This is a genomic window from Prevotella sp. P5-108 (genome assembly GCF_002251385.1).
GTDB lineage: Bacteria > Bacteroidota > Bacteroidia > Bacteroidales > Bacteroidaceae > Prevotella.
In genome coordinates, this window is record NZ_NPJJ01000049.1 from 19,995 (window position 1) to 34,829 (window position 14,835).

A 14,835-nucleotide genomic window follows, 5' to 3' on the forward strand; every position below is an offset into this window, starting at 1 on the left:
CTTTGCGGACTTCTGCGTTGCGATGCAAACAACAAGTCTGTATAACGCATTTGACCTGATGGTACAGAAATGGTTCTCGCCGGCAAATGTACAAAGAAATATAGAATAAACAAAATTTTAGAAATGTTTTTTTTTAGACAATTAGAAAAAAGGAGCATATCAACATTATTTCCCTATTGACACCCACACTCAACGAGACACCAAAGAGCCTCACGCTCACGCCATTCAGCAGCGCGGAGATGACTGTTGCTGACGCGTATCGGCCGATACGGAAGCACGTGCCGTCCGATACGGATGCACGTACCGTCCGATGCGGATGCGCGTATCGTCCGATACGAACCAACAATGATGGTCCCGGCGTTGCCAGTGATGTCTGACGCTCCACCAATGGCATCTCCGACGACATTGGCGCGGGAAAGAGACACTGCCGAGGATGACATCTCTACTATAGAGTCTCTCCCTATCATCCTCAAGGGAAAAGCGACATTGCCCGTCAGCCAATGCTCGTGCCGAGCGTATACCAAAAGCCCCCCGATGGGCTCGGAGGGCAATATATCCTTCAGTTGCAGGCAGCCTTATTTAAGGACGCTGTCAGGCGATATGCCAAATTTCTTGCAAATACGAATAACCCCTTCTCTGAAACGAGACTCCGCCTCTTCTTTTGTTATGTTTAGCTTCTTCTTCAACTCCACTATTTCCTTTTCGAGCTTTTCAACTTCTATGTTGAATTGTTCGGTCAGTCTATTGGCAGTCTCTTCGTCATGCTTGTCTAACAATTCTTTATGGACGTTGTCTTTATATCTTGACGTAAGCCATATTGTAATGAGGTAAGATATCATAAGAGCCATAATCTTACCAGCAATTCCAGCACCTTTTTTCACACATTCTTTAGACACCACCTCTGCACATTTGGCAGCGGGTTCCATTATCTTTTCAATCATTGTTTTGTAGTTTTATGTAGTCAATACTTTTAGACAGCAAATACTCATGTTTTATCTGCGCAATCGGATATTTCCAAAGATTCCAATAATTCTTGCAGAAAATATTCGTAGACGAAAAAAGCCCTCCACTCGTGATGAGGGAGGGCCTGGGCGTGGGTGGATGGGGTTACTTGACGAGCACCACCAGATACTTGCTGGTAGACCAGAAGAGTTGTGGATTGGTGATGCGCAGCACATACTGCTTGTTGACATCGGGAGTGAGGGTGTAACTGCCCGAGGGGTGCATGGTGAGGATGCGTGCCGACTTGGAGTAGAACTTGATTTCCTTGTCGATGCGGATGTCAATCTTGGCAAAGTAGTTCTTGTTGAAGTTGGACTGCAGCACCTTGCCATTCTCCATGATATGCTGTTCCTTGAGTTCCTTCTTGGTGCCGAAGACAAACCATGCGGTGTTGAGCTGCTTGTCCTGGTTGCTGATGGTCTGGGCCTTCTGCTGGGCGTCGGTCTGCAGGTTCTCGACATTGTCGTTGAGGTTGTCTATCTTCTCGTCGAGCTCGGCGATGTGTATATCTTTGGCGTCGAGTTCGGCCTTGAGTCGCTGCAGCTCCTGCGCCTTGTCGTCGAGCTGTTGGGTGAGGTTGCTGATGGTCTTGCGCAGCTCGTCGCCGTTGAAGCGGCTCTCGCGCAACTGCTGCTGCAGACGCTTCATGAGCTCACGGTTGCGGGCCATGGTATTGGCTATAAACTTGATGTTCTCCTTAATCTGCGCCGTCTTGTTGGCGCCTTCGCCCTCGCGGGCTATGCTCAGTCGGTTTTCAGCCTGATTGATGGCGCTCAACCCTTCCTGGATTTCATTGAGCGTGCTCATCATGTCATTGATTTCACTGTCGCGCTGGGCGATGATGCGCTGCAGCGAGTCGTTTTGTTCCATATTTGCCAGGTCAGGCGATGACTTCTTGCCCGTACAAGCGCCAAGCAACAGGAGTGCCAGGCATGCGAATAACTTCAATTGCTTCATAGTTTTTCCTTTTTAGATTTCTTATTATTACCAGCCACTACTATAACAAACTCTCCTCGTGGCGAATTCTCGGTGAAATGGGCGATGACCTCGGCCAGAGTACCGCGCACGTGCTGCTCGTGGAGCTTGGATATCTCGCGCGCCACGCTCACCTGGCGGTCTTCGCCGAAGACTTCGGCAAACTGCCGGAGCGTCTTGAGCACTCGGTAGGGCGACTCGTAGAATATCATCGTGCGTGTCTCTTCGCGCAGCGACTCGAGCATCGTCTGCCGCCCTTTCTTCTGTGGCAGAAAACCTTCGAAACAGAACCTGTCGCAGGGCAGACCTGACGCCACGATGGCGGGGATGCAGGCTGTGGCGCCGGGCAGACACACTACCTCGACACCGGCGTTGGCTGCCTCGCGCGCCAGATAGAATCCGGGGTCGCTGATGCCGGGAGTGCCGGCGTCGCTCACCAATGCCACGGTCTGGCCTGCCTTGAGCCGCTCGACGATGCCGGCGGTGGTGCCGTGCTCGTTGAACTTGTGATGGGCCAGCAGATGGTTCTTGATGTCGAAGTGGCGGAGCAGATTGCCCGATGTGCGCGTGTCTTCGGCAAGCACTACATCGGCCTCTTTCAATATGCGTATGGCGCGGAGCGTCATGTCCTCCATATTGCCCACAGGTGTCGGTATAATATATAATGTACCCATATATGGTTGCAAACTTACACAAAAATATCGGTATCGATAACCATTAGGTCAAAAAAAATAATTAGGAAAAAGGAAAAAACGTTAAAACGTGGTGATTGAGACAAAAAAGCGGCGTTTCTCTTGCTCCACTAAAAAGCTCTTCGTAATTTTGTAGCATTATGATGGAGAATATATACAGAGAAACCCATCGTCCCGGAAGAATCGAGGTGATTTGCGGTTCGATGTTCTCGGGCAAGACCGAAGAACTGATAAGGAGAATGAAGCGCGCGAAGTTTGCCAAGCAGAAGGTGGAAATCTTCAAGCCGGCGATAGACACCCGCTACTCAGACGAAGACGTGGTAAGCCATGACCATAACGCCATCCCCAGCACGCCCATCGACGCCTCGGCATCGATACTGCTGCTGTCGTCAGACATCGACGTAGTGGGCATCGACGAGGCCCAGTTCCTCGACGAGAGCCTGGTCGATGTGTGCAACCAGCTGGCCAACCGCGGCGTGCGCGTCATCATCGCCGGACTGGACATGGACTTCCAGGGAGTGCCCTTCGGCCCAATCCCTGCGCTGTGTGCCGTGGCCGACGAGGTGACCAAGGTGCATGCCATCTGTGTGAAGTGTGGCGCGCTGGCCTACGTGAGTCACCGACTGGTCAAGAACGACCGCCGGGTAATGCTGGGTGAGGCCCAGGAGTACGAGCCTCTCTGCCGCACCTGCTATCAGCAAGCCGTCAAGGAGGAAGGACAAGACAACCAAGAAGAATGACAAGAATATGAGCAAGGAGATAACCTTTGACCTGTTTATACGCCGTGCCGGACTGGTGGCACTCACCCTGGGTGTGTTCTGTCTGGTCAACTATCTCAGCGGAGTGCTGCTGCCCTTCTGTGTGGCATGGCTCTTCGCCTATCTGCTCTACCCCATCGTCAAGTTTGTGCAGCACAAGATGGGCGTAAGGGTACGTGCGCTCGCCATCGTCATCACCATGGTCATGGTGCTGGCGGTCATCGGCGGAGTGGTCTACCTTATCATCCCGCCTATGATTGAGCAGTTTCAGAAGCTCGGCGACATCCTCGCCCGCTGGGTGAGACAGACCACCCACACCAATGACCTCACGGCATATATCTCGTCATGGGTCGAGGAAAACCATACCGAGGTGGAGCGCTTCTTCCGCAGCGACGACTTCAACAATGCCGTCAAGAGCGCCATGCCCAAGCTGTTCAGCTTTGTGGGTCAGACCGCCAACGTCATCATCAGCATCATCGCCTCGATGATTACGCTGCTCTATATGTTCTTCATCCTGCTCGACTACGAATACCTCACCACCAACTGGATACGCATATTCCCGAAGAAGAACCGCCCCTTCTGGAGCGTGCTGGCCAAAGACGTGGAGCGCGAACTCAACAACTATATCCGCGGACAGGGTCTCGTGGCACTGTGTATGGGCGTGATGTTCTGCATAGGTTTCTCTATCATGGACTTCCCCATGGCTATAGGCTTGGGTATCCTCATCGGCATTATGGACCTTGTGCCCTATCTCCACACCTTCGCCCTTATCCCCACCGCATTCCTTGCCATGCTCAAAGCCGCCGACACGGGGCAGAACTTCTGGTTCATCTTCGGACTGGCCGTGGGCCTCTTTGCTGTGGTACAGCTGATTACCGACATGATAGTGACGCCCAAGATTATGGGCAAGGCCATGGGCCTCAACCCAGCCATACTGCTGCTGTCGCTGTCGGTATGGGGTGCGCTGCTGGGCTTCATCGGACTGATTATCGCCCTGCCCCTCACCACCCTCATCATCGCCTACTGGCAACGCTATGTGACCAAGGAGAAGGTTGGTGAGCCCGCCAGCCAGGCTGAGAGTCAACAGCCTCAGCAGCAATAGGCCCCCCGCCATTACCGCCATGACACCCTCCAGCGATGCCACGACACTGGCAGCTTCGGTCAGGCCCACCGCCCTACCACCGCCACCACCCACAGCGAGCCAAATGACCAGAACAAGAATAGGCATAAACTCCCTGTTACCCATCACAATACGAAACGGGTAAAAAAGTAAGGAAATTATTTGCACAGTAAAATAAATATTAGTAACTTTGCACTCGCTTTCAGAAATGATAGCTGTGAGCGACTCGCTAGCTCAGCTGGTAGAGCACAACACTTTTAATGTTGGGGTCATGGGTTCGAGCCCCATGCGAGTCACGAAGAGGAGAACGATAAGTTCTCCTCTTTTTTTGTTAATCATACACTTTGGGCTTTCAGAAGTACGCTCTACATCTGTACAGGACACGGCTCGGCTCACCCGATAAACCAGGGGATAATTCAGGACAATGATGAAATGCGGGGGCGGGGCGGACAATTTTGGGGTCTACACCAGCTACCACCTCGTTTCCCGTCAAACATAACGATGCTGCTTCTCACACCCAATAGAAGGCTGGACACTACATAATACAAAAGCAGTAGAATTGCGAAGCCATAATATGAATAACTTTCCCATATGGTTGGACCATAAGTAAAACAAAAGAACACATGCTCATGCGAGTCACACAATAAAGAGGAAACTGAAAACTACTATTTATTCTTTGTTGTTTATATACAGATGATAACCAACATCATCTTTCGCCGCAGCGATAGTCCGATGACTTCTGATAAGCCGCATTATGAGAATGTACCGTTTGAAGTGCCCAGTTCTTGGGTGTGGACGACATTGGGGGAAATATGCATCTTTCTTTCAAGAGGAAAGTCACCCAAATATAAGGATGATGACAGAACCTACCCTGTATTTGCACAAAAATGCAATTTGAAAGAGGGAGGTATATCTTTGGAACAGGCACGGTTCATTGATCCAAATACTATTGACAAGTGGGCAGAAGAATACAAGCTAAAGACCGGAGATATTCTCATTAACTCAACAGGTACGGGGACTGTGGGAAGAACAAGGCTTTTTAATGAATCATGTTTGGGCGATTACCCTTTTGTTGTTCCAGATTCTCACGTTTCAGTTGTAAGGACCCACGATGAAATTCTATCGGAATTTATCTATGCATATATTTCTTCAAACTTTGTCCAACAATATCTTGAAGAAAATCTTGCTGGTAGTACCAATCAAAAAGAACTGTATATAGGTGTACTTGATAACTTAAATATACCTCTACCTCCTTATAAAGAACAGAAAAGAATTGCAGATGAAATCGAAAGATGGAGTAGACAGATATACAAAATAGATGATGATAGAGACAACTTAACACATACAATTAAACAGGTAAAAAATAAGGTCCTCGACCTCGCCATTCACGGCAAACTCGTACCCCAAGACCCTACGGACGAACCTGCCAGCGAACTGCTCAAGCGCATCAATCCCAAAGCAGAGATTACTTCTGATAACGGGCATTATCAGAAGTTGCCTAAAGGATGGGGGATTACACCCATGCAAACACTATGTGCTTTGGTAGATGGAGAGAAGCAAAATGGCATAGAAAGAATAAATCTTGATGTGAAGTATCTGCGTGGAGAACGAGAAGCTAAAGTATTAACGTCAGGCAAATATACAGCTGCAAACACTTTACTGATTTTAGTGGATGGTGAAAACTCTGGAGAAGTTTTTCGTGCGCCAGTAGATGGCTATCAAGGTAGCACGTTCAAGCAACTTTCCATTCATGAAGAAATGTACACCGACTATGTTCTACAAGTAATAAACCTGCATCGAAAGACGCTAAGAGAGAATAAAGTCGGTTCAGCCATTCCGCACCTGAACAAGAAGTTATTCAAGGCTATCAATGTGCCTATACCTCCATACGAAGAACAAAAAAGGATTGTAAATGCCATAAACCAAACATTTACAATCCTCGATACAATAATGGAGAATCTATAGATTTTCAACGATACTATCCAGCTTTTCAAAAACTTGCTGTAAATACTGTACAATTCGATATTGTTCTGCGAGAGGAGGTAACCATAGAGTTATCTCCTCAAATTGTTTTCTTGTAATATGAATCATTCCAGAACCATGCGATTTTCGATAGAATTCAGTTATCATTGCATGGAAAGCATAGTACAGATATTTTTTATCCATAAAAGGATAAGGTACAACTTTAAATATATGCTGATTTAGCCAAGCATCCTCACCTTTCCAAATATATGTACCCAATGATGCTGCCCATGCAAACAGTAAATCACCTTTTTTAATTAAATATTTTTCTTCGTATTCATTTTTTGTGCGATTGTAATATGCATTTGGATCATTCAGATTCTGAATTCTAATAATAGGCAGACCTGTCTGTTCCCATTCTTCTGGTTTGAAAGCACGTCCATTGATATATTCGGCAACATCTCCGACTTTTAAAATAGCCCATCCTTCAGGCAACTTCTGATAATGCCCGTTATCACTAGTGATTTCGGCCTTAGGATTGATGCGCTTGAGCAGTTCGCTGGCAGGTTCGTCCGTAGGGTCTTGGGGTACGAGTTTGCCGTGAATGGCGAGGTCGAGGATTTTAGACTTTGCTTGTTTAATGGTCTCTTGTAAGTTTTCTTTTCCACTTTCAATTATATCTATCAATACGAACCAATACTTGATAGCCTCTACAATTCTTATCTGCTCATTTAATGGTGGTAATGGTATCATTCCATTGCAAGCATCAGTAGTACTCAATCGTGGCATCTTTACTCCATATCCACATTGTAAGGTATAGTCAAGAAAGAATGGTGAACGCAAAACATGACAGATGTATTCATTAGATATAATGCCGTATGTATCGAATGGCATTATTTCTGTTGTGCAATAACCCTCACTCGGTGCTACTAAAACCTTATTCAAGTAAGTGCGCAATTTAGAATATAATATACTTCCAGCACTAAACTTATGGCGTGTTCCCTTGACAGACCTTTCACTGGCAGAAAGCCGTTGAATTATATTAGCAGTTTCTTTTTCAATATCCTCCAACTCTAATATCCACTCGTTTTTATCAATATCATCAACTTGGATATTGATAGTAGTACCATAGTTGCTAATTTCTCCCAATGTTGTCCACACCCATCCTTCAGGCAACTCGTACGGATAATGCGGCTTATCAGAAGTAGCCTTCGTCTTTTTAGGACGTTTGATTTTACCTTCCTTGATAAGGCGTTCTTTCTCGGCACGGATGCGTTCGAGGAGCACGGATGCTGGCTCATCGTTGGGGTCTTGCGGTACAAGTTTACCATGTATCGCAAGGTCAAGTATCTTTTGGCGTAATGCTTTAGTATTCATTTGTTATTTCTTTTTCGGGTTGTCTTCAGTTAAAAAGAATTGGCAAAACTCTCTTAACTGCTGTTGCATTTGTTCCTGTGGTATCAAGATGCGTTTATACTCTGCTATCATTGTCGGACTCATGCTACGACTCATAGCATACTCAACAACCACCTTGTCGGCATCGGGACATAGAATGATACCAATAGAAGGGTTTTCGTTTGAGCGTTTTACATCACGGTCAAGAGCCTCAAGATAGAATTCCAACTGACCGAGGTCGCGCGGATGGAACTTCGTTTTCTTTAATTCTACAGCAACGAGAGCTTGTAGTCCGCGATGGAAGAACAGCAAGTCAGCCTTGAACGAAGAAGCACCAACATTCAAACGATATTCTTGATCCATAAATATGAAGTCCTTCCCCAACTCAAGGATAAATTGCTTCATATGTTCTATCAGTCCATGCTTAAGGTTCGACTCATTATGTTTCTTTGGCAAGTTGAGGAAATCCACAAAGTAAGTATCTTTGAACATTATTGGTGAGTCGGGGTATGTTTCAAGCAATCCTTTCGACAGATTAATTTTTCTTCGCAATAATGTTTCATATGTTTGCGTAGAAATAGCACGTTGCAACTCCTTGTTCTTCAGATTTTCTTTATGTGCATAAAGTATATAGAATAAACGTTCCTCAGAGCTACGACATCGACACAAGATGTCATAATGATTAGATAAAGTCGTCAAACACAACACATCAGGAAATTGTCCAGACGGCATCTGGACAATTTCCGTTGCTTGATTGTTGCGTTCGGAATCTTGCAAGTTTGAATAATTCCAATACCCAATATCATTGTTTGATGATGAATTTGCAGAAAGATACATGCCGATGACTTTTTGAAATGCGTCAGAGGAGTACTCTTCATAAAACATCACCATATTATAAATACTGCTTCGACTAAAGCCTTTTACATCTGGACGTTTTGCACGAATATATTCCGATAATTGAGAAACGACCTTACTTCCCCATTCTTCGTTTTTGAGTTTATCAGACACATACTTACCAACAGACCATGCCGTGAATAATGTTTCATTGTTCACGGCTACAGAAGCACGGCATTTATGCTGTATAATTAATTCTACAACCTCTGCGAACTGCTTTTCTTGCAAAGAACTTATATTATTATCTATAATGTTGTTTGTCATTTTATCAATCCTCGTCAATATCTCCCAACAAATTCTCTAACTCACTCACCGCCTTGCTGATACTCTGGCTCTGCTCCTTTATGGTAGCCATCAACTCTTTCAAGGTATGTTCCTCTTCCTCGCCACCTTGCTTAATCCAGGTGATATCGAGTGAAGTTTTGTCACGGGCTACTATCTCGTCAATGCTGTATTTGCGCCAACGGCCCGATGGATTACTATCTGCATCGTAAGTCTCGGTGCGATTGTTGATGTCAGCGGGATTGTAGCACTTCACGAAGTCGTCGAGATGACGACGCTCCAACTTGTTGGTGGCAAGGGTATGCTTGACATCCGTACGGTAATCGTAGAACCAGACATCCTTGGTGGGCTGCCCTTTGGTGAAGAACAGCACATTGGCCTTCACTCCCTGTGCATAGAAAATTCCCGTAGGCAGACGGAGAATGGTATGAAGATTGAAGTCAGAGAGAAGGCGTTTGCGGATAGTCTCGCCGGCGCCACCCTCAAAGAGCACATTGTCAGGAAGCACCACTGCGGCACGGCCGCCATTCTTCAGCATCAGCATCATGTGCTGGAGGAAGTTAAGCTGGTTGTTCTTGGTCTCTACATAGAAGTCCTGTCGGTTCAAGTCCACCGAACCTGCTGGACGCTGACCGAAAGGCGGATTGGCAAGAATCACATCCACCAACGACTTAGGCTCTCGTTCCAACGAGTCCTCGCAAGTGATGGGGCTACGGTCTGTGCCCACACCATGCAGATAGAGGTTCATAGAGGCGAGCGTGACCACAAGAGGTGTGATATCCATGCCACGTAAAGCCTTGTTACGCAGGAAGTCGCGTTTCTCCTTGCTTGCCGATTGATTTTTCATATAATCGTAGGCCGAAAGGAGGAAGCCACCCGTACCACAAGCAGGGTCGCATACGGTCTCGCCAATCTGCGGATTGACACAGTCGACCATAGCCGTGATGAGCGGACGCGGCGTGAAGTACTGTCCAGCGCCGCTCTTCTTGTCCTGGCCGTTGCGCTCCAATATGCTCTCATAGATGGCACCCTTCACGTCGCCATCCATAACGAGCCATTGCTCCTCATCTATCATCGTTATGACTTTCTTCAGATACACGGGTTTGTCTATCTTGTTCTGCGCCTTGGTGTAGATGGTACCGATAAGATTGCCTTGGGCGCTAAGAATCTTCAACGTTTCCTCGTACTGCGTGATAAGGTCCAGACCATCCAGACTGGTAAGGTCGTGCCACTGGTAGCCGTCAGGAATAGCCGAGTTCTCACCAAACATTTCCACATTCTCTGCATCCATCTTCAGGAAAAGCAGATAGGTAAGTTGGGTGATATAGTCAGTAAAGCCAATTCCTACTCCGGCAAGAGTGGTGGCAAGAGTCCATACTTTCTTGGTGAGCGACTGCTCGGTAGATGTATTGTTTGTCATACTTAAATGGTTATGCTGTTTTACCTAAAACTACAAAATTAAACAAAGAGAGAAGAGCGTCATCAGCTTTCTGCTTGGAACCGAACGCTGCTATCATCTGTGCAGCCTGCGTGCGGTCGTCGTCGCGAATATCATCGATGGTGCAAGCGCCATTGCTTGCCACATAGTCCACAATCTGGCTCATCAGTTCTTTCTGCCTATCCGTTATCTCTCGGTGCCACTGTCCGCACCAAAGATTGAAATACTGCCGGGCTGTAGTGCAAACACTTTCAAGCCGTTCTATCTGGTGGAAGGCAAAGCGCACCAACTGTATGATATTGGTAATTGCCTCGCTCTCTTCCTTCTTGGTGGCACGGCGCACACAATGAGGACTAACGATGGCGTAAGAGTTCCACAACTGCCTCGTACTGAAGCGAGAGTTCTCCATCTTCAGTTTGTTCTCCAGGTCTTTCATCATGCTATAAGTGATAGGCTCGCCACTCTGGTTATAGATGATGCGCAATGCCTCAATCTCGTCTGCATGTTCATTGCAGTACTGCTCAAAAGCCTCTGTTGTCTCTTCGGCTTCTTCCAATGAGAAGCCTTTAGAGATAAGCGTATCTTCGCCAGGCATGAGCGTATTGACAAAGCCAGCCGCAAGAATAAGAATGTATCGGCGCACATCGGCATGATTGGCGACAGGTGCGACAAGACCTTTGCGCTCGTTGTTGGGGGCGTTGACATCATAGTAAGGCGGCAGCGTGTCGCCCTCCAATGCCTCGTATATACGCTGTGCAATAGCGTTCATAGAGTCGCTTGCCAACCGTTCGAACTCTGCACGCTGAGAGTCGTCGGACTTATTGTGCAATCGGGACAAAGTGGAAGCCAGACGTTTCAGATACTCATCAGACAGATTGCCATGAGCGATGCGCTCAAGCAATTGCTTCAGTGTCAACCTGACGATATCGGGACTATCGCTTGGTCTGGCAACAGACTTCGCGTGCTCGGAGACACCCACAGCATCGACAAGGAAAAAGTAATCCTTGCTGAAGGCATTGGGAGTCACTGCTCTAAGCTGTTCGTCACCAATGGTGCGCACGCCGCGTCCCTTCATCTGAATGTAAAGCGGTTCGGACTCCACGTCACGCATGAACATTACCACTTCGAGTGGTTTCACGTCGGTACCCGTAGCCACCAGCGTGCAAGTGACGGCGATACGGAAGTCGCGGTCGTTGCGGAACTGGCGGATGAGTTCATTGCTGTCGCCCGACGAATAGGTAATCTTCTGTACATATCGGTCCATATCGGCATCGGGACACTTCTCTCCAAATACCTCTTTGGCTATGTTCACGATATTGGTGGCATGCATCTCGTTGAGCGCAAAAATAAGCGTCTTGGGAAGATAGGCAAAGTTTGGCTCACGCTGTGGGTCATTGAACATTTCCGTATACACGGCATCGCGATATGTGGTAAGAATGAGTTTTATCTGAGAGGGATTGATTATAGAGCGGTTTAGCTCTGCCTTGGAATAATTCTTAGTCTCGCGCGTACTTATCTCCACCGTCTGGCCCGTATAACGAGTCTCCACACGCACTCGGTCGCCCCTCAAGATTGCGCCGCCATTCTCCGTCACCTCTGTCATGATGCGATACACGCGGTTGTCCACATTCACACCATCCACGATACTCTTCTCAAGCGTATAGTTTACGATGCGGTTGTTGTTGAAGAAAGCCATAGTTTCGGGAATAGGCGTTGCGGTAAGACCTATCAGTCGGGCGGTGTCAAAGTATTCAAGCACCTTGCGCCAGTTGCCGTAAATACTGCGGTGACACTCGTCGATGATAATCAAGTCGAAGAAATCATGGGGCAGCTTGGGAGTGGCAGGGATCCTCACTTCGGCTGTCGCCTCGTCATTGTCATCCTCGTCATTGTCCACGATGTCCTCACCTTTCAGCAGTGAGAACAGACGCTGAATGGTTGAAATCAGCACATTGCAGTCGGATGGTATTTTTGCCGACTTCAAGCGCTCCACTCCATAGATATTGTTGAACGCCTCACCATTGCCTGTAAGGCGGAACGTACCAAACTCATTCTCGGCCTGCCGTCCGAGATTGTTGCGGTCGACGAGGAATAGCACTCGACGCATCGGGGTGTACGTCAGCATGCGATAGGCTGCAAGGCACGCCGTATAAGTCTTTCCCGCACCAGTTGCCAACACCATAAGGGCACGCTTTTGCCCACTACGGAAACTCTTTTCCAACTCGGTGACAGCCTCATACTGACAGTCACGTAATCCCTTCTTGCTCAACGTAGGCAAACCGGCAAACGGGTCGTCGATGCCAAGCATACTTACGACCTCTTTGGGCGTATGGATACGGTTGATTGTATCCCATTCCGTGTTTGTCTTGCGAAAATCTTGGAATAAGACAACCTTGCCATTAGACTTAAATAAAAGGGGCGTAGGTTTCTGCCAAGTCTGGTAGCAGCCAGGAACACTCTTGGCGTAAGTGGCCACCTGGTCGCTCACTATATCCGAAGCGACATCGACATCCTCACGCTTGGCTTCCAGCACACCACAAACCTTGCCGTTGACAAACATAAGATAGTCGGCCTCGAGATTACCTTCGAGCAATCCCTCACGCACAGCCACAGCAGACATCGTAGGTTCAAACTCGTCACGGTTGACTACCTGCCAACCTGCTTCTGTGAACCAACGGTCTATCTTTATTCTCGCTTTTTTCTCTGGCGTCATAGGTTATTCCTCCTCTTTTTCTGATAATAGCATATTATCGGAAGTTATCAACGGCAGCATATCATGCCCTTTTCCACTACGAATCATGTCCCCTGCCTTTCCCTTGCAAGAAATCGGCTTGGCACATTGGCTTCATACGCCATCATCGATGACCACTTCAGTATTTAACAATCTTGCCACATCTACACTCAATGCTTTCGCAATGCGCAGAAGGTTTTTAAGGTATGGCAGACTTGCATTTGTCATCCGCTTGGATGTCTTGCCAAGTCCTTACCCAACTGTTCGACAAGCCACTTATTGAATCTCTGCTTCTCGGCAAGAACTATCTTCAATCTAATGACCAGTTCTTTTGGCATACCTTTTAATATATGTATGGCAAAGATACACAAAGTATGTGAGAACGCTTTGTAAATCTATTGAAAATTTACATTATCAGAAAGAAAATTGTCGAATGGGTCAATTATCCTACACTCCATAAAGCCTCCAGAACTTTCGCCACAAACCGGCATACACGATAGAAGACACGCAACTTCAACAGACTTCTGCTGCATCATCAGTCTTATACCTGTCGTTATAGGCATATTCAAGAGGACGGGCTACTTACATGTGGCACTTATGTTATACATGGTAGCAAACTATGATTTAGATAATTAGCATATCGAAACCGAGAAATACAAGAATGATTTAGAGAAACAGGACAAGGAATTACAAACAGACATCATCTCTATTCATTTCGGCATAGTGAAAGCGGAAATGATGCGGGTGGTATATGATTCCGAGAAGATACCTGTCTCCACCCTATCGGTTATCGCCCTCACCGTGTATCGTTCCGGCATTTTTGCGGGCTGCTATCTTGTCGCAATTGATTTGGGCTATCTGGTCAAAGGTGTAGCCGAGGTCGTGGGCGAGCATGGCACAATACCAGAGTACGTCGCCTATCTCTTTGGCTATCTCGAGGCGGCGCTCGTCGCCGAACTCTCCCTGATTGTCGCGTATCACTTTCTTTACCTTGTCGGCCACCTCGCCGGCTTCTCCGGTCAATCCCAATGTGGGGTAGACGATGGGATGGGGATAGATGGCGGTGGCGAGTGCCTTCTGCTGATATTCATCAAAATCCATAAGCAGTATTTGTTGTATAGTTCTATTATAATAGTAACGCGCGAACCTCGCAAATGTTGTATGGATAACGGGAAAAAGAATGGGAGCGGTTTCCAGAGCCTGCCACCTGGCTTGGCGACCGACGACAAGGGAAAAGAAAGAGAGCAAAGGGCACGAGGGCGCAGCGGAGGCTACACGTAAGGGCATAAAAAAACCGCCTGAAAGCCCATGTCTCTCGACATCATACTCTTCGGCAGGACAAAAACTTGTTTTGTTTAAGGAAAAAGACTTTTTAATATCAACAACGAGCGGTTGTAAGTAACCACCTTAACACCCGACACAATGTTATCACAACATCTGTGGGCATTGCCCGTCGCCTTGACTTACCCTAAAAAAACTTGACACTTTTGGATGCCTAAAACAAAAGTGTATGAGAACAAAAGTAAAACGTGAAAGAGATCGTGTCCTAAATGAAGCGACAGGTCAGTATGAATGGGTATGGGTAG

11 protein-coding genes and 1 tRNA gene are annotated in these 14,835 nt (G+C 47.2%); 4 read left to right on the forward strand and 8 right to left on the reverse strand.

Annotated features, from left to right (window positions below; genetic code table 11):
- Positions 1-575: 575 nt before the first annotated feature.
- From CIK95_RS09905 to rsmI, 3 genes are all read right to left on the reverse strand, one after another.
- Entirely contained in the window at positions 576-941 is a 366-nt protein-coding gene (locus CIK95_RS09905; RefSeq protein ID WP_094466909.1) for a hypothetical protein, read from the reverse strand.
- A gap of 166 nt (positions 942-1,107) precedes the next feature.
- Positions 1,108-1,959, reverse strand: coding sequence for a hypothetical protein (locus CIK95_RS09910; RefSeq protein WP_094384717.1), 852 nt, complete (start codon positions 1,957-1,959; stop codon positions 1,108-1,110).
- Positions 1,956-2,651 (reverse strand): 16S rRNA (cytidine(1402)-2'-O)-methyltransferase, encoded by a 696-nt coding sequence (gene rsmI, locus CIK95_RS09915; protein ID WP_094466910.1) that lies wholly within the window; start codon positions 2,649-2,651, stop codon positions 1,956-1,958. Before rsmI ends, CIK95_RS09910 begins: the two co-directional genes overlap by 4 nt.
- Positions 2,652-2,809: 158 nt before the next feature.
- On the opposite strand from rsmI, the gene CIK95_RS09920 reads away from it, so the two are divergent.
- The 4 genes from CIK95_RS09920 to CIK95_RS09935 all read left to right on the forward strand — a co-directional run bounded on the left by CIK95_RS09920 (position 2,810) and on the right by CIK95_RS09935 (position 6,512).
- A complete protein-coding gene (locus CIK95_RS09920; RefSeq protein ID WP_094384713.1) occupies positions 2,810-3,409 on the forward strand; it encodes a thymidine kinase in 600 nt (199 codons plus the stop codon).
- A gap of 7 nt (positions 3,410-3,416) precedes the next feature.
- Positions 3,417-4,529, forward strand: coding sequence for an AI-2E family transporter (locus CIK95_RS09925; protein WP_094466911.1), 1,113 nt, complete (start codon positions 3,417-3,419; stop codon positions 4,527-4,529).
- A gap of 241 nt (positions 4,530-4,770) precedes the next feature.
- A tRNA-Lys gene (locus CIK95_RS09930) sits at positions 4,771-4,843 on the forward strand.
- Positions 4,844-5,240: 397 nt separating this feature from the next.
- Positions 5,241-6,512 carry a restriction endonuclease subunit S gene (locus CIK95_RS09935; protein ID WP_094466912.1) on the forward strand — a complete coding sequence of 424 codons (1,272 nt, stop codon included), beginning with the start codon at positions 5,241-5,243 and terminating at the stop codon, positions 6,510-6,512.
- On the opposite strand, the gene CIK95_RS09940 is transcribed toward CIK95_RS09935, so the two are convergent.
- From CIK95_RS09940 to CIK95_RS09965, 5 genes are all read right to left on the reverse strand, one after another.
- Positions 6,507-7,886 (reverse strand): restriction endonuclease subunit S, encoded by a 1,380-nt coding sequence (locus CIK95_RS09940; protein ID WP_094466913.1) that lies wholly within the window; start codon positions 7,884-7,886, stop codon positions 6,507-6,509. The two genes, CIK95_RS09935 and CIK95_RS09940, sit on opposite strands and share 6 nt — an antisense overlap.
- A gap of 3 nt (positions 7,887-7,889) precedes the next feature.
- Positions 7,890-9,062 carry a YhcG family protein gene (locus CIK95_RS09945; RefSeq protein ID WP_173849872.1) on the reverse strand — a complete coding sequence of 391 codons (1,173 nt, stop codon included), beginning with the start codon at positions 9,060-9,062 and terminating at the stop codon, positions 7,890-7,892.
- 4 nt (positions 9,063-9,066) lie between these two features.
- Entirely contained in the window at positions 9,067-10,500 is a 1,434-nt protein-coding gene (locus CIK95_RS09950; RefSeq protein WP_094466914.1) for a type I restriction-modification system subunit M, read from the reverse strand.
- Positions 10,501-10,510: 10 nt separating this feature from the next.
- On the reverse strand, positions 10,511-13,231 hold the full coding sequence (locus CIK95_RS09955) for a type I restriction endonuclease subunit R (protein ID WP_094466915.1): 2,721 nt from the start codon (positions 13,229-13,231) through the stop codon (positions 10,511-10,513).
- 798 nt (positions 13,232-14,029) lie between these two features.
- Complete coding sequence (locus CIK95_RS09965; protein ID WP_094466916.1) at positions 14,030-14,350, reverse strand: nucleoside triphosphate pyrophosphohydrolase family protein; 321 nt, start codon at positions 14,348-14,350, stop codon at positions 14,030-14,032.
- Positions 14,351-14,835: the final 485 nt, after the last annotated feature.